Here is an 18,940-nt window from a genome sequence, read left to right on the forward strand (position 1 = left end):
GGCGAGTACCGCGCCCGTAGTACGGTCCGGCCTGCGTACGGACGACGACTTCCGGCGATCCGGATGGCAGCGTGAACACGTTCCGTAGTCGGCGCACTGGAGACTCGATGGCTACCTATCTGTATCGGCTCGGCAAGTTCAGCTTCCGCCGCCGAAGGCTGGTACTGGCGCTGTGGATGGCGCTGCTGGCGTCCCTGGGGGTGGGCGCGTTCACGCTGTCCGGCCCGGCCGCCGAGAGCTTCTCGATCCCGGGCACCGAGGCACAGCAGGCCCAGGACCTGCTCGCCGAGCGGTTCCCCCAGGCGGCGGCCGGCAACGCCCAGGCCCGGGTCGTCTTCGGCGCGCCGGCCGGCGAGCAGCTGACCGATCCGCAGAACCGGGCGGCGGTGGCGGCGACCCTGGCCGAACTGCGCGCCGGGGGACAGGTCGCAGACGTCACCGACCCCTTCGCCCGGACGGTCAACCCGGCGGGGACGGTCGCCTTCGCGCAGGTCACCTACCAGGGGCAGGCCGAGGCGCTGACCGACGCGGACCGGGCGGCACTGCTCGACGCGCTGGAGGTCGGGCGGGCCGCCGGGCTGACCGTCGAAGCCGGCGGCGACGCGGTGCGGGAACGCGGCGGCGGGCAGAACGCCAGCGAGGTGATCGGCCTGGCGGTCGCCGCGGTGGTCCTGCTGATCACCTTCGGCTCCCTGGTCGCCGCCGGGCTGCCCCTGCTGACCGCGATCATCGGGGTGGCGACGGCGCTGGCCGCGATCCAGATCGCCTCCGGCTTCGTGGAACTCGGTTCCGCCACGCCGACGCTGGCGTTGATGCTCGGGCTCGCGGTCGCGATCGACTACGCCCTGTTCATCGTCTTCCGGTACCGGCAGGAACTGCTCCAGGGCCGCAGTGGGGTCGAGGCGGCCGGGCGTGCCGTCGGCACGGCGGGCTCCGCGGTGACCTTCGCCGGCATGACCGTGGTGATCGCGCTCGGGGCGTTGGCCGTGGTGAACATCCCGTTCCTGACCCAGATGGGTCTGGCCGCCGCGGGTGCGGTGGTGGCCGCCGTACTCATCGCGTTGACCCTGCTGCCCGCCTTGCTGGGCTTCGTCGGCCCGCGTGCCCTCGGCCGCCGGCAGCGTGGCGCCCTCGCATCGCCGGCCGCCCCGGTCCGCCGTACGGCCGGGCGGCGCTGGGCGGAACTGGTGACCGGGCGTCCGGTCGTGGCCCTGCTCGCCGCCACGGTGGGTCTGCTGGTGATCGCCATCCCCGCGCTGGACCTGCGGCTGGGCCTGCCCAGCGACAACGCGGGCACGGCGGAGAGCACCCAGCGCAAGGCGTACGACCTGCTCACCGAGGGCTTCGGTGCGGGCTTCAACGGTCCGTTGCTGGTCGCCGTGGACGCGGCGGGCAGCGCGGACCCGCAGGCCGCCGCGGCGGAGGCTGCCGCGACGGTGCAGGCGCTGCCCGGGGTGGCCACGGTCACCCCGCCGTCGTTCAACCCGGCCGGTGACACGGCGATCCTCCAGGTCATCCCGACCGGTGGGCCGGACAGCGAGGAGACCACCGACCTCGTGTACGCGATCCGGGACCAGGCCCCGGCACTGGCCGACCGGACCGGCGCCGAACTGGCCGTGACCGGCGCCACCGCGATCAACATCGACATCTCGGCGCGGATGGGTGGGGCGTTGGTGCCGTACCTGACGGTCATCGTGTTGTTGGCGTTCCTGCTGCTGACCGTGCTGTTCCGCTCGCTGCTGGTACCGCTCAAGGCGATCGTCGGGTTCCTGCTCAGCGTGGCGGCGACCTTCGGTGCGCTGGTCGCGGTCTTCCAGTGGGGCTGGCTGTCCGGGCTGCTCGGAGTCGAACAGACCGGACCGATCGTGAGCCTCATCCCGGTCCTGCTGATCGGCATCGTCTTCGGTCTGGCCATGGACTACGAGGTCTTCCTGGTCACCCGGATGCGCGAGGAGTTCGTGCACGGCGCCGAGCCGACCCAGGCGGTGGTCAACGGCTTCAGCCACGGCGCACGGGTGGTCACCGCGGCGGCGATCATCATGATCAGCGTCTTCGCCGGGTTCATCCTTGCCCCCGAATCGATGATCAAGTCGATCGGTTTCGCGCTCGCGGCGGCGATCCTCCTCGACGCGTTCGTGGTGCGGATGACGCTGGTGCCGGCGGTGATGACGCTGCTCGGCAAGCGTGCCTGGGCACTGCCGGCCTGGCTGGACCGGATCCTGCCGGACGTGGACGTCGAGGGCGACCGGATGCGTACGGAGGAGCCGCGACCCGAGCGGGCCCTGGTCGAGGCCGCGCGCTGATCCGTGCCGGAAGCGCGAACTGCCACCGGGTGCGGCCGGTGGCGGTTCGCGCTTCCTGGTCGCGGTGATGATCTGTTCGGTGACCAGCGGGCCGTAGGAGTCGGCGGCGGACGGCACCACGCGCCGGGGTCAGACCTCCGGCAGGCCCACGTAGTTCTCCGCCAGGCTGGTGGCGTACGCGGGTGAGGTGGTCACGTACCGCAGCGTGGCCGACTGCAGCTTCGCCTCGTACGGGTCGTCGGCGTCGAGCCGGTGCAGCATCGAGGTCATCCACCAGGAGAACTGCTGTGCCCGCCAGACCCGACGCAGCGCGGTCCGCGAGTAGTCGTCCAACAGTCCGGTGCCGCCGTCGGCGTACCAGGCGGCGAAGGCGGCACCGAGCAGCGCGACGTCGGCGAGGGCGAGGTTCATGCCCTTGGCCCCGGTCGGCGGCACGATGTGCACCGCGTCGCCGGCCAGGTACAGCCGCTGCCACTGCATCGGTTCCACGACGAAGCTGCGTAGCGGCGTGATCGCCTTCTCCAGGATCGGTCCCTCGTTGAGCGTCCAGCCGGGCACCGTCTCCAACCGGGTCCGCAGTTCGGCCCAGATCCGCTCGTCGGGCCAGTCGGCGATGTCCTCGTCGGCGGGAACCTGCAGGTACAGCCGGGAGATCTCCGGCGACCGCATGCTGTAGAGGGCGAAGCCCCGTTCGTGGTGGGCGTAGATCAGCTCGTGCACCGCGGGCGCGGCGGCGGCGAGGATGCCCAGCCAGGCGAACGGGTACGTCCGTTCGTAGGTGCGCAGCACACCGTCGGGTACCGCCGCCCGGCTGACCCCGTGGAAGCCGTCGCAGCCGACCACGAAGTCGCAGTGCAGTTCCTCGTCGCGGCCGTCGCGTCGCAAGTGCACCACCGGCGCCGACTCCAGTCCGGACAGGCGGTGCACCTCGGCCTCGAAGTGGATCTTGCCGCCGGCGGCGAGCCGGGCGGCGATCATGTCCTTGACCACCTCCTGCTGCCCGTACACGGTGATCGCCCGGCCGGTCAGCTCGGTCATCGGCACCCGGTGCGACTCGCCGTCGAAGCGCAGTTCGATCCCCTCGTGCCGCATTCCCTCCCGGTCCAGGCGGGCACCCAGACCGGTCTCGCGCAGCAGATCGACCGAGCCCTGTTCGAGGACTCCGGCGCGGAGGCGGTGCTCCACGTACTCCCGGCTGCGGCTCTCCAGCACGACCGAGGAGATGCCGTGGCGGTGCAGCAGGTGCGAGAGCATGAGACCGGCCGGTCCCGCTCCGACGATGCCGACCTGGGTACGCATCGGTGCCTCCTTGACCTGGGTGGTGGTGTGGACCTGGGTGTTGGTGCGACGGCGTCGCCGCCCCAGCCTGCCGGTTACCGGCCGGTGGCGCCGCTGTCGGTTTCCGCCCAGTGGAAGTCCGGCCGGCACACCGGCCGGTTCAGGCGCTCACCCGCTGCGGCGGGTGTGGCTGCCGGGCCGCGACCAGCCGGGCCGCCACCTGGTCGGCGGCCACCCGCAGCGCCGGCACCAGCCGTTGTGGCGCGGCACCGAGGCTGTGCCCGACGACGCCGATCGCGGCCAGCGCGGCCCCGTCGGGACCGGGCACGGTCACCGCCACCGAGCAGGAGCCCAGGGTCATCTCCTCGTGGGTGCGCGCCCAGCCGCGGGTGCGGACCGCGGCCAACTCGCCGGCCAGCCGGCCCGGTTCGGTGATGGTGTACGCGGTACAGCGGGACAACGGCCGGCGCAGGTACGCGGCGATCACCTCCGGCGGAGCGTACGCCAGCAGTGCCTTGCCGACTCCGGTGGCGTGCAGCGGCAACCGGCCGCCGGCCCGGGAGATGGTGGGCACCGAGCGGTGCCCGGTGACCTTCTCCACGTACAGCGCCTCGTCGCCGTCGCGCACCGCCAGGTGCACGTTCTCCCGGACCGTGGTGTACAGCTCCTGCAGGTACGGCAGGGCCACCTCGCGCAGCTGGGTGTGCAGCGGCGAGAGCAGCCCGACCTCCCACAGCCGTACCCCGATGCGGTACGTGCCGTCGGCGGCGCGCGACAGGGCCCGGCCGGTCACCAGTTCGGCGACCAGCCGGTGCGTGGTGGCCAGTGGCAGGCCGCTGCGCCGGGCGACGTCGGTGAGGGTCAGCGCCGGATGCGCCCTGTCGAAGGCACCGAGGACGGCCAACACCCGGGACGTCACCGACGCGCCGGGGGAGCGGCTTCCGCCCGCCATCGCCGTACCCCGGCTCAGAACGGGTAGCGGGCGATGTCGCCCCGCACGGTCAGCCACTGCGTCTCGGTGAACGCCTCGACGTTCGCCGCCGGCCCGCCGAAGCGGGCGCCGGTGCCGGAGGCGCCCACGCCACCGAACGGAGCCACCGCCTCGTCGCCGCCGGACGACTCCACCCAGCCGTGGCGGTAGAGCGTGCCGTGCCAGGTGCCGTTGTCGAGCAGGGACATCGTGCTCCTCCTTTACGGGGCGGGTGCGGGTCCGGAGGAAGTTCCCAGCCTGTTCGCAGGCCGAACGTTCGTTCTCATTCAGAACGCTTGCATGCCTGGTGGTGCGAGTCAACCGGTCTCCGCAACATTTCTGAAACCAGCCGTCCCGTCGCTCGGGGGGCCGTTGACGCGAGCCGACGTCGGACGTTACGTTCGAGATGAGTACGCCAGTCCGCATAGCGAACACCGCCTGCGGGCCTTCGACAACGCGGGAGGTGACCAACCCATGGCGAAGCTCGTCTCGCTGGCCGACGGTGTCGCGGAGCTGGTCCGCGACGGTGACGTGGTGGCGATGGAAGGGTTCACCCACCTCATCCCGTTCGCCGCCGGCCACGAGATCATCCGGCAGCGGCGGCGCGACCTGACCCTGGTCCGGATGACCCCGGACGTCATCTACGACCAGCTCATCGGCGCCGGCTGCGTAGGCCGCCTGGTCTTCTCCTGGGGCGGCAACCCGGGGGTGGGATCGCTGCACCGGTTCCGCGACGCCGTGCAGAACTCCTGGCCGGTGCCGCTGGAGTTGGAGGAACACAGCCACGCCGGGATGGCCAACCGCTACGTCGCCGGTGCCTCCGGCCTGCCGTTCGCGGTGCTACGCGGCTACACCGGCACCGACCTGCCCCGGCACACCCCCAACATCCGCACCATCGACTGCCCGTTCACCGGTGAGACGCTGACGGCGGTCCCCGCGCTGCGGCCCGACGTGACCGTGGTGCACGCCCAACGCGCCGACCGCGCCGGCAACGTGCAGATCTGGGGCATCACTGGTGTGCAGAAGGAGGCGGTGCTGGCCGCCCGCCGGTCGCTGGTCACCGTCGAGGAGATCGTCGACCGGCTGGAACCCGTACCGGGACAGGTGGTGCTGCCCGGCTGGGCGGTCACCGCGGTGGCGCCCGTCCCCGGCGGGTCGCACCCCTCGTACACCCAGGGCTACTCGGTCCGCGACAACGACTTCTACCTGGCCTGGGACGCGATCAGCCGGGACCGGGACAGCTTCAAGCAGTGGCTCGACCGGCACGTCCGGAAGGCGGAGGCGCAGGCATGACCGACTACACCGCCGACGAGATGATGACCGTGGCCGCCGCCCGGCAGTTGCGCGACGACACCGCCTGCTTCGTCGGTATCGGGCTGCCCAGCACCGCGGCGAACCTGGCCCGCGCCACCCACGCCCCGAACCTCGTGCTCGTCTACGAGTCGGGCTGCCTCGGCGCCAAGCCCGACCGGCTGCCGCTGTCCATCGGCGACGGCATTCTCGCCGACACCGCCGACGCGGTGGTCTCCGTGCCCGAGGTGTTCAACTACTGGCTGCAACCCGGCCGCATCGACGTCGGGTTCCTCGGCGCCGCGCAGCTCGACCGGTACGGCAACATCAACACCACCGTCGTCGGCGGCGACTACACCGACCCCAGGGTACGGCTGCCCGGAGCGGGCGGGGCACCGGAGATCGCCGCCTCCTGCGGCGAGGTCGTGGTCATCGTCCGGCAGAGCCTGCGCACGTTCGTCGAACGCGTCGACTTCGTCACCTCGGTCGGATACGGCAGCGGCCCCGGCGACCGGGCCCGCCTCGGGCTGCGCGGCGGCGGGCCGCGTACCGTCATCACCGACCTCGGCGTCCTCGAGGCCGACCCGCGGACCTGCGAACTCACCCTCACCCGGCTGCACCCCGGCGGCACCGTCGAGCAGGCCCGGGCGGCCACCGGCTGGCCGCTCGCCGTGTCGGACGACCTGTCCACCGGCGAACCGCCCACCGACGACGAACTCGCCGTGCTCCGGGCGTTGGAAGCGACCAAGAAGGCCGTCCGATGACCGGGCGGCCGGGCGGCGGCAGCACCCGCGAGGTGTACGTGCTCGACGCCGTGCGTACCCCGATCGGACGCTACGGCGGCGGCCTGGCCGGCGTCCGCCCCGACGACCTCGCCGCCCACGTGCTCCGCGAGATCGTCGCCCGCAACCCCGGCCTCGACCCGACCCGCATCGACGACGTGCTGCTCGGCGACGCCAACGGCGCCGGTGAGGACAACCGCAACGTGGCCCGGATGGCGGTGCTGCTGGCCGGACTGCCGCCGTCGGTGCCCGGCGCCACCGTCAACCGGCTCTGCGGCTCCGGACTGGAGGCGGTGATCGGCGCGTCCCGGGCCATCGCCCTCGGTGACGCCTCGATCTGCCTGGCGGGGGGAGTGGAGTCGATGAGCCGGGCCCCGTGGGTACTCGGCAAACCCGAGCAGGGCTACCCGCGCGGGCACGAGACGCTGCACTCCACCACGCTCGGCTGGCGGCTGGTCAACCCCCGGATGCCGCAGCAGTGGACGGTGCCGCTGGGGGAGAGCGCCGAGATCCTCGCCGAGCGGTACGGCATCACCCGCGCGGCCCAGGACGAGTTCGCGCTGCGCAGCCACCAACTCGCCGACCAGGCCTGGGGCGACGGCCGGTACGCCGACGAGGTGGTCCCGGTGCCCGATACCGACGTCGAGCGGGACGAGAGCATCCGGGCGGACAGCACCCTGGCGGCGCTCGGCCGGCTCAAGCCGGTGTTCCGGCCCGACGGCACCGTCACCGCCGGCAACTCCTCACCGCTCAACGACGGGGCGAGCGTCCTGCTGCTGGCCGACGCCGCCGGAGCCGAACGGATCGGCCGCGCGCCACTGGCCCGGATCGTGTCCCGGGCGGCGACCGCGATCGAGCCGCACCTGTTCGGCATCGGCCCGGTGGCCGCCGCCGAGGAGGCGCTGCGGCGGGCCGGTCTCGGCTGGGGTGACCTCGACGTCGTCGAACTCAACGAGGCGTTCGCCGCACAGTCCCTGGCCTGCCTGGCCCAGTGGCCCGAGCTCGATCCGAAGATCGTCAACCCGCGGGGCGGCGCGATCGCCCTCGGGCATCCGCTCGGCTCCTCCGGGTCGCGGATACTCGGATCGCTGGCCTGGCAGCTACACCGTCGGGGCGGCGGCCGCGGCCTCGCCGCGATCTGCATCGGGGTCGGTCAGGGCCTGGCCGTCGTACTGGAAGCCTGAGGGGAGCCAACCCAGATGAGTGACACCACCGGGAAGCTGGTGCTGCCGGGGTACCGACGCGACGACGTCGACGCCCACCCGCCGCTGCTCAGCCCCGGCTACAAGTCCACGGTCGGCCGGGCACCCCGGCAACCGCTGAGCTACCTGCCGCAGCGGCTCACCGAGATCACCGGCCCGCTGCTCGGCGAGGACCGGCTCGGCGAACTCGACCACGACCTGACCCGCCAGCACGAGGGCGAACCGCTCGGCCAGCGGATCGTCGTGCACGGCCGGGTCGTCGACGGCGACGGCCGCCCGGTACCGCACAGCCTGGTGGAGATCTGGCAGGCCAACGCCGCCGGCCGGTACCGGCACGCGATCGACAACTGGCCGGCCCCGCTGGACCCCAACTTCACCGGCGTCGGGCGTACCGTCACCGACGCGCAGGGCCACTACGAGTTCGTCACCGTGCAACCCGGCGCCTACCCGTGGCGCAACCACGACAACGCCTGGCGGCCCGCGCACATCCACTTCTCCCTGTTCGGGCGGGCGTTCACCCAGCGGCTGGTCACCCAGATGTACTTCCCGGGCGACCCGCTGTTCTTCCAGGACCCGATCTTCAACTCGGTCCGCGACCCGCAGGCCCGCGAGCGGATGGTCGCCCGCTACGACCACGCCGCGACCCGCCCCGAGTGGGCGCTGGCCTACCAGTTCGACATCGTGCTGCGCGGCCGGGAGGCCACCCCCTTCGAGGACGAGGACACCGACGACGATGAGTGAGCGCCGGGGCGTCACGCCCGCCCAGACCGTCGGGCCGTACCTGCACATCGGCCTGCACTGGCCCGACGGCCCGTACGTGGTGCCCGAGGGCACCCCGGACGCGTTCTGGATCCGTGGCCGGATCGTCGACGGTGCCGGCGCGCCGGTGGTCGACGCGATGGTGGAGAGCTGGCAGGCCGACCCGGACGGCCGCTTCGACCACCCTGACGACCCGCGCGGTGCCCGTCCGGCCTCGGTACCCGGCTTCCGTGGCTTCGGCCGCACCGACACCGACGCGCAGGGCCGGTACGCCCTGCACACCGTGCGCCCCGGACCGTTGCCCACCCCGCAGGGCGAGACCGAGGCACCGCACCTGACCGTGTCGGTGTTCGGCCGCGGCCTGCTGCACCGCCTGGTCACCCGGATCTACTTCCCGGACGATCCGGCCAACGCCACCGACCCGGTGTTGCGTACCGTCGACGCCAGCCGCCGCGACACCCTCGTGGCGCGTCCGTCCGCGGACGGGTTCCAGTTCGACATCCGTCTGCAGGGAGAGCATGAGACCGTCTTCTTCGCCGTCTGAGGCGCTGCTGCGCGGACTGTCCGGCACCCCCGACGTCGACGCCGAACTCGACGACCAGCACCTGCTACAGGCCATGCTGGACGTGGAGGCCGCGCTGGCCCGCGCCGGCGCCGACGTCGGCCTGCTGCCCGGGCCGGTCGCCGACGAGATCACCCGACACTGCCGCGCCGAACGGTACGACCCGGCGGCGCTCGGCGCGGCGGCCGACGCCGCCGGCAACCCGGTCGTACCGCTGGTCCGGGAACTGACCGCCGCCGTCGCCGAACCGGCCCGCCCCTGGGTGCACCACGGCGCCACCAGCCAGGACGTGCTCGACAGCGCGTTGTCGCTGGTGGTGACCCGAGCCGCCGCGGTGTTGCTGCGCCAGCTCGACGCCGCCGCCGACACCGCCGCCGACCTGGCCCGGACCCACCGTGACACCGTCATGGTCGCCCGGACCCTCGGCCAACAGGCCGCCCCCACCACCTTCGGTCTCAAGGCGGCCGGCTGGCTGCTCGGCCTGGTGGCGGCCCGCAGCCGGCTGGTACGTGCCCGGGAGACCCTGCCCGCCCAGCTCGGCGGGGCCGTCGGCACCCTCGCCGGGTACGGCCCGGACGGCCCGGCGGTGGTGCGCAGCTTCGCCGCCCAGCTCGGCCTGGCCGCGAGCCCGCTGCCGTGGCACACCCGTCGCCAACCGATCCTCGACCTCGCCGCCGCCCTCGGCGGACTGGTCGCGGCCGCCGGCAAGATCGCACTGGACGTCGGCCTGCTGGCCCAGACCGAGGTCGGCGAGGTCACCGAGGGCGGCGCGGGCCGGGGTGGCTCCTCGGCGATGCCGCACAAGCGAAACCCGGTCGACTCCGTCCTGGTCACCGCCGCCGCGCGCCGCGCGCCCGGCCTGGTGGGCACCCTGTTCGCCGCCGCCGGCCAGGAGCACGAACGCGCCACCGGTGGCTGGCACGCCGAGTGGGAGCCGCTGCTCGAACTGGTCCACCTGGCCGGCGGCGCCACCGCCCGCACCGCCCGGATGCTGGCCGACCTGCGGGTACACCCGCAGCGGATGCGGGCCAACCTGGACGCCACCGGCGGCCTGCTGCTCGCCGAGGCGGTGGCCACCCGGCTGGCCCCGGCCCTGGGCCGGGCGGCCGCCCACGACCTGGTCCGCCGTGCCGCCGCGCGGCCGCAGTTCCGGGACGCCCTGCTGGCCGACCCGCAGCTGCGGGCCCACCTCACCGAGTCCGACGTCGACGCCGCGCTGAACCCGGCCGGTTGGCTCGGCTGCGCCGGGCAGCTGGTCGACCTCGCCCTGGACCGACATCGGGAGCAGCCGTGACCAGCGACCTGCACGCCGACCTCGACGGCCCGCCCGACGCGCCGCTGCTGCTGCTCGGTAGCTCCCTGGGCACCACCGGCGCGATGTGGCAGCCGCAGCTCGCCACGCTGACCCAGCGCTTCCGGGTCGTCCGGTACGACCACCTCGGCCACGGCCGTTCGGCGGCCCCACCCGGGCCGTACACCATCGACCTGCTCGGCCGGCAGGTGCTGGCGCTGATCGACGACCTCGGCGCCGACCGGGTGCACTACGCGGGCCTGTCGCTGGGCGGCATGGTCGGCATGTGGCTGGCCGCGCACGCCCCCGACCGGATCGACCGGCTCGCGCTGGTGTGCACCTCCGCCGCGCTCGGCCCGGCCGACGGCTGGCGGGCCCGCGCCGCCACCGCCTACGCCGGCCGGCTCGACACCATCGCCGACACCGTCGTGCAGCGCTGGTTCACCCCCGCCTTCGTCGCCGCCCGGCCGGAGATCGTCGCCGCGTACCGGAGCATGCTGACCGCCACCCCCGCGGCCGGGTACGCCGGCTGCTGTGAGGCCATCGCCGGCATGGACCTGCGTGCCGACCTCACCGCGGTACGCGCCCCGACGCTGGTGATCGCCGCCGCCGACGACCCGGCGACCCCGCCGGAGCACGCCGCCGACATCGCCGAGCGGATCCCGTCGGCGCGACTGGTCGTGCTCGACGACGCCGCGCACCTGGCCAACGTCGAACAGCCCGAACAGGTCGGCCGCCTGCTGGCCGCCCACCTCGACCCGGAAGGCGCGGTGACCACGTGACCGACCAGCAGCGACACGACGCCGGCATGGCGGTACGCCGGCAGGTGCTCGGCGACGCGCACGTCGACCGGGCCGTCGCCAACACCGACGAGTTCACCGCCGACTTCCAGGACCTGATCACCCGGTACGCCTGGGGCGAGATCTGGACCCGCGACGGCCTGGACCGGCGTACCCGCAGCTGCATCACCCTCGCCGTGCTGGCCACCCTGCACCACGACGAGGAGCTGGCGATGCACGTGCGGGCCGCACTGCGCAACGGCCTGACCGCGCAGGAGGTCGGTGAGGTGCTGCTCCAGGTGGCCGTCTACGCTGGCGTACCGGCGGCGAACCGGGCGTTCAAGGTGGCCCAGGAGACGCTGCGGCAGGAGGCCCAGTGACCGAGGCGGCGCGATCCGGCGAGTTCGTCCAGTCGCTGGAACGTGGCCTCGCGGTGATCCGCGCGTTCGACGCCGAACACCCGCAGCTCACCCTCAGCGAGGTCGCCCGGTCCACCGGGCTGACCCGGGCCGCCGCCCGCCGCTTCCTGCTCACCCTGGTCGAGCTGGGCTACGTGCACACCGACGGGCGACTGTTCTCGCTGCGACCGCGGATCCTCGACCTCGGCTACGCCTACCTGTCCAGCCTGAGCCTGCCCGAGATCGCCCAGCCGCACCTGGAGGCGCTGGTGGCCCAGGTGCACGAGTCCTGCTCGGTGTCGGTCCTCGACGGCGACCAGGTGGTCTACGTCGCCCGGGTACCCACCAAACGGATCATGACGGTGGGGATCAGCGTCGGCACCCGGTTCCCCGCGTACGCCACCTCGATGGGCCGGGTGCTGCTGGCCGCCCAGCCCGCCGGCTGGCTGGACGACTACCTCGCCGCCGCCCGACTGCGCCCGTTGACCCGACGCACCATCACCGACCCGGCCAAACTGCGCACCACCCTGACCCGGATCGCCGTGCAGGGGTACGCGATCGTCGACCAGGAGTTGGAGGAGGGGTTGCGCTCGCTGGCCGCCCCGATCCACGCCGACGACGGGTCGGTGGTCGCCGCGGTGAACGTCTCGGCCCACGCCAGCCGGGGCTCCTTCGAGATGATCCGCAAGGAACTGCTGCCGCCGTTGCTGGCCACCGCCCGGCGCATCGAGGAGGACCTCGCCGCCGGCCCCCGCCGGTAACCGCCGCCCCTCGCTCGCCGGCCGGCGACCCTGATCGGGGCGGGTGGACCGGCCATCCGCCGAATCGGCCCGGCACCGCCGCCCGACATACCACCATGTGGTGGGACGAACGGGGGCGACGTGAACGAGCTACTGCTGATCATCACGCTGGGCCTCACCGTGCTGGTCGGCACCACCATCGGCGGGCGCTACCGGGTCGCGCCACCGGTGCTGCTGATCTCCTTCGGTGCCCTGCTGGCGTTGCTGCCGCCGCTGTCGCACGTGGTGCTCGACCCGGAGGTGGTGCTGCTGCTGTTCCTGCCGGCGATCCTCTACCGGGAGAGCCTGACCACCAGCCTGCGCGAGGTCCGGGCCAACATCGTGGTGATCACCCTGCTGGCCGTCGGACTGGTCGGCGTCACGATGGTGGCGGTGGCGCTGGTCGTGCAGCGCTTCGGCATCGACCCGGCGGTCGCCTGGGTGATCGGCGCGGTGCTCGCACCCACCGACGCGGCGGCGGTGGCCGGGCTCGCCAAGCGGATGCCCCGGCGGCTGCTCACCACCCTGCACACCGAGAGCCTGATCAACGACGGCACCGCGCTGGTGCTGTTCGCCGTGGCGCTCGGCCTGCTCGGCGGGGGCGCGGCACCGAACGCCCTCGAACTGGTCGAGCGGATCGGCCTGTCCTTCGGCGGCGGCATCGCCGCCGGCCTGCTGGTCGGCACGGTGGTGATCCTGCTCCGCAAGCGCATCGACGACCCGCTCCGCGAGGGCGCGATCAGCGTACTGACCCCGTTCGCCGCGTTCTTCGTCGCCGAGAGCATCCACGAGAGCGGTGTCCTCGCGGTGGTGGTCGCCGGACTGATGGTCGCCTTCGCCAGTTCCCGGGTGGTCCGGGCCCGGTCGCGGGTGCTGGCCCTGTCGTTCTGGGACCTCACCACCTTCCTCATCAACGGTGGACTCTTCGTGCTGGTCGGGATGCAGATCCCCCGGGCGGCACGCAACGTGACCAGCCTCTCGCTGGCCCGCGCGGTCCTGGTCGCGGCGGTGGTGGCCGTCGTGCTGGTGGTGGTCCGGATGCTCTGGCTGCACCTGATCGCCATCGCCGCCCGGCTGCTGGACCGGCGCCGGATCGGCCGCGAGCGCCGGGTGAACTGGCGGATCCGTACGGTCGCCGGCTGGGCCGGATTCCGCGGTGCGGTCTCCCTGGCGGCGGCGCTGGCGGTCCCGTTGACCGCCCGCGGCGAGCCCGTCCCGGACCGGGACTTGATCATCTTCTGTGTCGCGGCGGTGATCCTGCTGACCATGCTGGTGCAGGGCACCACCCTGCCGCTGGTGATGAAGTGGGCCCACCTAACCGGCGATCCCGAACGCGCCGACGAGCACCGGCGGGCGCAGCTGCACGCCACCCGGGCCACCCTCGACGCGCTGCCCGGCATCGCCGACCGGGTCGGTGCCGACCAGGAGACCCTGCAACGGCTCCAGGACGAGTACTCCGGCCACCTCGATGCGGTGCGCTCCGACCCGCAGGACGAGACCGCGGCCGCCCAGGAGGTCGAACGCCAACTACGCCTGGCCGCGCTGGACCACAAGCGGCGGGAGATCACCCGGTTGCGGGACACCCGGCAGATCGACGACGCCGTGCTCCACGAGCTGGAGGCCCGGCTGGACATCGAGGAGATCCGGCTGCTCGGACCGCGAACCCTCGAATGAACCGCGGGCCCCGGTCAGCCCGCCCCGGTGTCGCCGACCGGCAGCGCCAGCGCGACCGTGAGGTCGAGCAGGCTACGCGGATCGGTGAGTCGGTCGCCGTACAACTGGCGCAGCTGGCCCATCCGGTACCGCACCGTCTGCGGGTGGACGAACAGGTCGGCGGCCACGTCGTCGCGCCGCCCCTGGTGCAGCAGCCAGCAGCGCAACGTCTCGGTGAGCCGTTCGGCGGTGGCCGCGGGCAACGCGGCGAGGGGCTGCAGCACCCGGGCCCGTAGGTCCGTCAGGGCCTCCACGTCGGCGCTGAGCAGCAGTTCGGTCAGATGCTGCTCGGTGTCCAGCGGCTCACCCTCGGCCGGGTGGGCGATGCCCAGCTCGACCACCCGCAGCACCCGGCGGTAGGACGAGCAGACCCGGGCCCACGGGCGGGCCGGACCGAGCACCGCCCGCCGGCCGCGCAACACCCGGGCCAGCTGGCGCCGCCGGTCACCGTGCGCGTCCGGGACCAGCAGCACCGCCGTCTCCTCGCCCGGTTCACCGGCCGGCAGTTCCTCGCTGCTCTCCAGCGTGCGCTCGTCGAGCAGCGCGAGCGCGCCACGCAGCTTGGCCTGCGGCAGCAGCGCGACGGTGAGGGTCTCCGGCACCGGCCAGTCCGCCCGCTCGGCGCTGCGCGACAGCACCTCCTCGGGCTCACCGGCGAGCAACTGTTGGGTGAGCCGCTCCACGTTGCGGCGCCGGGCCCGGCCCACGCTGGCCAGCTCGTCGGCGTGGCCGGCCACGCTCGCCGCGGAGAGTTCGTCGATGTAGGCGAACATCAGCTCGGCGAACTCGGCCACGGTCGCGGCGGGCAACCCGATCTCCACGGTCGCGGCGGCCAACTCCCGCCAGGAGACCCGGGCACCGATCCGGTAGGCGGCCAGCAGCGCGTCCACACTGCGGCCGGACCGGGCCTCACCGCTACCCAGGGCGTACGCCGCCTCCAGCGCCGGGACCAGCGGTGTGCTGGGGTCGTTGCCACCCTGGGAGCGTTCGAGCAGTTGCAGGAAGGTGCCCAGGGCGATCCGCACCGCGTTCTCGATCTTGTCGCGCATCTGGCCGGTCAGCGTGCCCGAGTAGCTGGGCACCTCGGCCGTGATCGCGCTGACCGTCCGCTCCGCGACCAGCGGTAGCCGGTCACGCAACTCGCGGGCCACCCGCTGGTCCAGCTCGAGACGGGCCGCCCGGTTGGTGGTCCCGGAAGAATCCGCCACGTTGTTCTCCCCGCACAAAAGGGATGGATCGCTTTACCTTCGCTGGCCAAGATTTTATGCCAGCGCGCGGCGACCATCGTCTTATGACCGCCACTGTTCCGCGACCGGACACCAGTGGATCCCTCCGGCGCCGTCTGTGGCGGCTCGCCGAGACGGTGACCACCCCGGTACTGCCCGGTGACTACCTCGACCTGGTCGCCCCGCTACGAGCCGGCGCCGACCTGCGGGGCCGGATCCTCGACGTACGCCCGGAGACCCCGGACGCGGCGACCGTGCTGATCCAACCCGGCCGCAGCTGGCGGGGACACCGGCCGGGCCAGTACGTCCGGCTCGGCGTCGACGTCGACGGTGTGCGCCAGTGGCGGGCCTACTCGGTCACCTCCGCGCCGGGACGGCGCGGCGACCCGATCTCGGTGACCGTCAAGGCGATCCCCGACGGGGTGGTCAGCAACCACCTCGTCCGCCGGATCCGCCCGGGCACCATCGTGCAGCTCGACCAGGCGTGCGGCGACTTCGTACTGCCGCAGCCGGCACCGCCCCGGGTGCTGTTCCTGACCGCGGGCAGCGGCATCACCCCGGTCGCCGGGATGCTGCGCGGCGGCGCGCTGGCCGGCACCGACGTGGTGCTGGTGCACTCCGCGCCGACCGCCGACGACGTGGTCTTCGGCCCGGAACTGCGCGACCTCGCCGAACGCGGCGCGATCCGGCTGGTCGAACGGCACACCACCGTCGACGGCCTGCTCGACGTGGCCGAACTCGACACCCTGGTCCCCGACCACCTGGAGCGCGAGACCTGGGCCTGCGGCCCGGTCGGGCTGCTCGACGCGGTCGAGCGGCACTGGTCGGCGCGGGACCGCGTGGACCGGCTGCACACCGAGCGGTTCCGGCCCACCGTGATCACCGCCGGAGAGGGCGGCACGGTCACCTTCACCCGTTCGTCGGTGACCGTCGAGGCCGCCGGCGCCACCCCGCTGCTCGACGCCGGAGAGAACGCCGGGGTGCTGATGCCCTCGGGCTGCCGGATGGGCATCTGCTTCGGCTGCGTGCTGCCGCTGCGTCAGGGCGCGGTCCGCGACCTGCGCAACGGACAGCTCACCACCGCCCTGCCGGGTGACGGCGTACGCGTGCAGACCTGTGTGTCAGCCGCCGCCGGCCCGTGCGAACTCGAGATCTGATCGGAGAACCGCCGACGTGACCGTCATCCAGAAGAAGGCCGACAACCCGATCGCGCACCTGAGCGCCGAGGACATCGAGACGCTCGGCAAGGAACTCGACGCCATCCGGGAACGGGTGATCGCCGACCGGGGCGAGCGGGACGCCGCGTACATCCGCAAGGTCATCTCGACCCAGCGCAAGCTGGAGGTCAGCAGCCGGGTGGTGCTGCTGTTCTCGCTGTTCCCGCCGGCCTGGCTCGTCGGCACGGCCGGGCTCGCAGTGGCCAAGATCCTGGAGAACATGGAGATCGGGCACAACGTCCTGCACGGCCAGTGGGACTGGATGCGCGACCCGAAGATCCACTCGACCGCCTGGGAGTGGGACCACGCCACCCCCGCCGAGCAGTGGAAGCAGTCGCACAACGAGCTGCACCACCGCTACACCAACGTGGTCGGCAAGGACAACGACCTCGGCTACGGCATCATGCGGGTCGACGAGGACCAGCCCTGGCACCCGGCGTACCTGGGCCAGCCGTTCTACAACTTCCTCAACGCCTGCTTCTTCGAGTACGGCGTGGCCGCGTACGACCTGGACCTGGGACAGAAGCTGAAGAACGGCGGGCACAAGGATCCGGTGTTCCGGGCCCAGCTCCGCGCCGCCGGCCGGAAGATCCGCCGCCAGGTCCTCAAGGACTACCTGCTGTTCCCGCTGCTGTCCGGTCCGTCGTTCTTCCACACCATGGCCGCCAACTTCACCGCGAACCTGATCCGCAACCTGTGGAGCCACTCGGTGATCATGTGCGGGCACTTCCCGGAGGGCGTGGAGACCTTCTCGAAGACCTCGATCGAGGGCGAGACCCGCGGCGAGTGGTACCTGCGGCAGATGCTCGGCTCGGCCAACATCAGCGGCAGCCGGCTGATGCACATCATGACCGGCAACCTGTCGTACCAGATCGAGCACCACCTCTTCCCGGACCTGCCCAGCAACCGCTACCAGGAGATCGCCCCCGAGGTACGCGCGCTGTTCGACCGGTACGGGCTGAGGTACACCACCGGCTCGCTGCCCCGGCAGGTCTTCTCCGCGTGGAAGAAGGTCTTCCGGCTCGCCCTGCCGAACCGGCGTCGGCCCGGCGTCTCCGACGACCGCCCGAACGGGCCCGCCACCGGGCCGTCCGCGCCCCGCACCCTCGCCACCGTGGGCGCCTGACCCCGCCGCCGACGGATCCGGCTCAGCCGACCGCTGCCCGCACCCACTCCAACGCCGACTCCGCATGACGCAGCACCGAGATGTGCCCGTCGCGCGGTGACCGGCGCAGGGCGGCGGTCGGGCAGTGGCCCGCCAGCCACTCGGCGTGCGCTACCGGCGCGATGCCGTCCCGGTCACCGTGCAGCAGGAGCAGGGGCGCACCGATCCGGGCCGGCGCGACGCCCCACGGCGAGACGTAGGCGAGGTCGTCGTCGACCAGCCCGCCCGGATCGCCCTGCTGGGCCGGCCCGACCACGCTGCCGAACCACGACCAGGCGCCGGCCAGGGCCGCCTCGTCCGCCTCGGTGAACTCCGGGTCGTACTCGGCGCCGGAGGCCTCGTGCCGCTCCTTCGCGTCGCGTCCCGCGGCGGCGGCCCGCAGCGACGCCACGCCCGAGGCGATCATGCCGGCGTACCAGTCCAGCCCCTCGGCGTCGTACGGCGCCAGCGACGCGGCGGCGACCACCGCCGTCACCCGGTCGGGCAGCAGCGCCGCGCAGGCCAACGCGTGCGAGGCGCCCCCGGAGTGACCCATCACCGCGAAGCGCGCGACGTCGCGGGCGTCGGCGACGGTCGCGGCGTACCCGGCGGCGTCAGCGAGTCGGCGACCGGGGCGGCGCGGCGACCCGCCGTAGCCGGGGCGGTCGTAGGAGAGCCACCGCAGGCCGAGCCGATCCGCGGCGGCGAAGAGCGGCGCGGGCGGCGAACCGATGTTGGGGGTGCCGTGGTGCCAGAGCACCGCCGGCCGGTCGCCGCCGGTGTCGTAGCCGTGCAGCACACCGCCGTCGGGCAGTTCGGCATCGAACTCGATCACCACGGCGTGAGCATAGCCGCTCGCGTCGCGGCCGGGCCGTCCGCGGCGAACAGGTCCGCCGCAACGGCGGCCACCCGCGCCTGCGGTGACCGCTGTTCCGGCGGCGTGGCGACGATCAGCGTCCGGTCAGCGGCGGCTGGGATGGTGCTGCATCGACCGCCGACCCTTGACGAACGCCAGGATGATCACCCCGGCGAGGGCGATCAGCCCGATGATGACCAGCCAGCGGACCGCCTCGAGGAGTAGCCCGAGCAGGATGATCACGCCGGCGATCACGCCGACGACCCAGAGCAGCGCGCGCATCTCCACCTCCTGAACCGGCCACCGGGTCGGTCCGGGCGGCCTGCCGACACTGCTACCCGAAAGTGACCAGGTCATGCCGGGGTCCGCGAGACATCGACGCAACGCATAT

Annotated in this window: 19 protein-coding genes; 13 read left to right on the forward strand and 6 right to left on the reverse strand. The window is 73.0% G+C overall.

Features of this window, described 5'->3' with window-relative positions; genetic code table 11:
- The first annotated feature begins 107 nt into the window (after positions 1-107).
- Complete coding sequence (locus D2L64_RS15355) at positions 108-2,303, forward strand: MMPL family transporter (protein ID WP_119577066.1); 2,196 nt, start codon at positions 108-110, stop codon at positions 2,301-2,303.
- A 129-nt stretch (positions 2,304-2,432) separates the two neighbouring features.
- On the opposite strand, the gene D2L64_RS15360 is transcribed toward D2L64_RS15355, so the two are convergent.
- From D2L64_RS15360 to D2L64_RS15370, 3 genes are all read right to left on the reverse strand, one after another.
- A complete protein-coding gene (locus tag D2L64_RS15360) occupies positions 2,433-3,602 on the reverse strand; it encodes a 4-hydroxybenzoate 3-monooxygenase (protein WP_119577185.1) in 1,170 nt (389 codons plus the stop codon).
- 139 nt (positions 3,603-3,741) lie between these two features.
- Complete coding sequence (locus D2L64_RS15365) at positions 3,742-4,533, reverse strand: IclR family transcriptional regulator (RefSeq protein ID WP_119577069.1); 792 nt, start codon at positions 4,531-4,533, stop codon at positions 3,742-3,744.
- A gap of 14 nt (positions 4,534-4,547) precedes the next feature.
- Complete coding sequence (locus tag D2L64_RS15370; protein ID WP_199714551.1) at positions 4,548-4,760, reverse strand: hypothetical protein; 213 nt, start codon at positions 4,758-4,760, stop codon at positions 4,548-4,550.
- Between the two features lie 265 nt (positions 4,761-5,025).
- On the opposite strand from D2L64_RS15370, the gene D2L64_RS15375 reads away from it, so the two are divergent.
- The 10 genes from D2L64_RS15375 (at position 5,026) to D2L64_RS15420 (ending at position 14,067) form a co-directional block, all read left to right on the forward strand.
- Positions 5,026-5,844, forward strand: coding sequence for a CoA transferase subunit A (locus D2L64_RS15375; protein ID WP_119577072.1), 819 nt, complete (start codon positions 5,026-5,028; stop codon positions 5,842-5,844).
- Complete coding sequence (locus tag D2L64_RS15380; protein WP_119577075.1) at positions 5,841-6,605, forward strand: CoA-transferase subunit beta; 765 nt, start codon at positions 5,841-5,843, stop codon at positions 6,603-6,605. The genes D2L64_RS15375 and D2L64_RS15380 overlap by 4 nt, the downstream gene beginning before the upstream one ends.
- Complete coding sequence (locus D2L64_RS15385; RefSeq protein ID WP_119577078.1) at positions 6,602-7,807, forward strand: thiolase family protein; 1,206 nt, start codon at positions 6,602-6,604, stop codon at positions 7,805-7,807. The genes D2L64_RS15380 and D2L64_RS15385 overlap by 4 nt, the downstream gene beginning before the upstream one ends.
- 15 nt (positions 7,808-7,822) lie before the next feature.
- Entirely contained in the window at positions 7,823-8,566 is a 744-nt protein-coding gene (gene pcaH, locus D2L64_RS15390; protein ID WP_119577080.1) for a protocatechuate 3,4-dioxygenase subunit beta, read from the forward strand.
- Positions 8,559-9,128, forward strand: coding sequence for a protocatechuate 3,4-dioxygenase subunit alpha (pcaG, locus tag D2L64_RS15395; RefSeq protein ID WP_119577083.1), 570 nt, complete (start codon positions 8,559-8,561; stop codon positions 9,126-9,128). Before pcaH ends, pcaG begins: the two co-directional genes overlap by 8 nt.
- Positions 9,103-10,440 carry a 3-carboxy-cis,cis-muconate cycloisomerase gene (gene pcaB, locus D2L64_RS15400; RefSeq protein ID WP_119577086.1) on the forward strand — a complete coding sequence of 446 codons (1,338 nt, stop codon included), beginning with the start codon at positions 9,103-9,105 and terminating at the stop codon, positions 10,438-10,440. Before pcaG ends, pcaB begins: the two co-directional genes overlap by 26 nt.
- Entirely contained in the window at positions 10,437-11,219 is a 783-nt protein-coding gene (gene pcaD, locus D2L64_RS15405; RefSeq protein ID WP_119577089.1) for a 3-oxoadipate enol-lactonase, read from the forward strand. The genes pcaB and pcaD overlap by 4 nt, the downstream gene beginning before the upstream one ends.
- Complete coding sequence (gene pcaC / locus D2L64_RS15410; RefSeq protein ID WP_119577092.1) at positions 11,216-11,596, forward strand: 4-carboxymuconolactone decarboxylase; 381 nt, start codon at positions 11,216-11,218, stop codon at positions 11,594-11,596. Before pcaD ends, pcaC begins: the two co-directional genes overlap by 4 nt.
- Positions 11,593-12,375 carry an IclR family transcriptional regulator gene (locus D2L64_RS15415; protein WP_119577095.1) on the forward strand — a complete coding sequence of 261 codons (783 nt, stop codon included), beginning with the start codon at positions 11,593-11,595 and terminating at the stop codon, positions 12,373-12,375. Before pcaC ends, D2L64_RS15415 begins: the two co-directional genes overlap by 4 nt.
- Positions 12,376-12,495: 120 nt before the next feature.
- Positions 12,496-14,067, forward strand: a complete 1,572-nt coding sequence (locus D2L64_RS15420; RefSeq protein ID WP_199714542.1) for a Na+/H+ antiporter — start codon at positions 12,496-12,498, stop codon at positions 14,065-14,067.
- A gap of 14 nt (positions 14,068-14,081) precedes the next feature.
- Here D2L64_RS15420 and D2L64_RS15425 read toward each other — a convergent pair whose 3' ends face one another.
- Entirely contained in the window at positions 14,082-15,314 is a 1,233-nt protein-coding gene (locus D2L64_RS15425; RefSeq protein WP_119577098.1) for a PucR family transcriptional regulator, read from the reverse strand.
- A gap of 83 nt (positions 15,315-15,397) precedes the next feature.
- On the opposite strand from D2L64_RS15425, the gene D2L64_RS15430 reads away from it, so the two are divergent.
- Both D2L64_RS15430 and D2L64_RS15435 read left to right on the forward strand, forming a co-directional pair.
- The gene (locus D2L64_RS15430) at positions 15,398-16,489 is read left to right on the forward strand and encodes a ferredoxin reductase (RefSeq protein WP_119577101.1); all 1,092 of its coding nucleotides are present in this window, start codon (positions 15,398-15,400) and stop codon (positions 16,487-16,489) included.
- A gap of 16 nt (positions 16,490-16,505) precedes the next feature.
- Complete coding sequence (locus D2L64_RS15435; protein WP_233558966.1) at positions 16,506-17,675, forward strand: fatty acid desaturase family protein; 1,170 nt, start codon at positions 16,506-16,508, stop codon at positions 17,673-17,675.
- A gap of 22 nt (positions 17,676-17,697) precedes the next feature.
- Here the strand turns inward: D2L64_RS15435 and D2L64_RS15440 are convergent, their stop codons facing one another.
- Together D2L64_RS15440 and D2L64_RS27580 are read right to left on the reverse strand one after the other, a co-directional pair.
- The gene (locus tag D2L64_RS15440) at positions 17,698-18,531 is read right to left on the reverse strand and encodes an alpha/beta fold hydrolase (RefSeq protein ID WP_119577104.1); all 834 of its coding nucleotides are present in this window, start codon (positions 18,529-18,531) and stop codon (positions 17,698-17,700) included.
- 123 nt (positions 18,532-18,654) lie between these two features.
- Entirely contained in the window at positions 18,655-18,831 is a 177-nt protein-coding gene (locus D2L64_RS27580) for a hypothetical protein (RefSeq protein ID WP_199714543.1), read from the reverse strand.
- Positions 18,832-18,940 lie beyond the last annotated feature (109 nt).

It is taken from the genome of Micromonospora radicis, assembly GCF_003583405.1.
Classification (GTDB): Bacteria; Actinomycetota; Actinomycetes; order Mycobacteriales; family Micromonosporaceae; genus Micromonospora; species Micromonospora radicis.

What these genes read in the sequence shown, in the direction of transcription:
- D2L64_RS27580 (WP_199714543.1), bottom strand. Translation starts at nt 18,831, where the DNA reads ATGCGCGCGCTGCTCTGGGTCGTCGGCGTGATCGCCGGCGTGATCATC.
- D2L64_RS15375 (WP_119577072.1), top strand. Translation starts at nt 5,026, where the DNA reads ATGGCGAAGCTCGTCTCGCTGGCCGACGGTGTCGCGGAGCTGGTCCGC.
- D2L64_RS15430 (WP_119577101.1), top strand. Translation starts at nt 15,398, where the DNA reads ATGACCGCCACTGTTCCGCGACCGGACACCAGTGGATCCCTCCGGCGC.
- pcaB (WP_119577086.1), top strand. Translation starts at nt 9,103, where the DNA reads ATGAGACCGTCTTCTTCGCCGTCTGAGGCGCTGCTGCGCGGACTGTCC.
- D2L64_RS15370 (WP_199714551.1), bottom strand. Translation starts at nt 4,760, where the DNA reads ATGTCCCTGCTCGACAACGGCACCTGGCACGGCACGCTCTACCGCCAC.
- D2L64_RS15385 (WP_119577078.1), top strand. Translation starts at nt 6,602, where the DNA reads ATGACCGGGCGGCCGGGCGGCGGCAGCACCCGCGAGGTGTACGTGCTC.
- pcaH (WP_119577080.1), top strand. Translation starts at nt 7,823, where the DNA reads ATGAGTGACACCACCGGGAAGCTGGTGCTGCCGGGGTACCGACGCGAC.
- D2L64_RS15365 (WP_119577069.1), bottom strand. Translation starts at nt 4,533, where the DNA reads ATGGCGGGCGGAAGCCGCTCCCCCGGCGCGTCGGTGACGTCCCGGGTG.
- D2L64_RS15355 (WP_119577066.1), top strand. Translation starts at nt 108, where the DNA reads ATGGCTACCTATCTGTATCGGCTCGGCAAGTTCAGCTTCCGCCGCCGA.
- pcaG (WP_119577083.1), top strand. Translation starts at nt 8,559, where the DNA reads ATGAGTGAGCGCCGGGGCGTCACGCCCGCCCAGACCGTCGGGCCGTAC.
- D2L64_RS15360 (WP_119577185.1), bottom strand. Translation starts at nt 3,602, where the DNA reads ATGCGTACCCAGGTCGGCATCGTCGGAGCGGGACCGGCCGGTCTCATG.
- D2L64_RS15380 (WP_119577075.1), top strand. Translation starts at nt 5,841, where the DNA reads ATGACCGACTACACCGCCGACGAGATGATGACCGTGGCCGCCGCCCGG.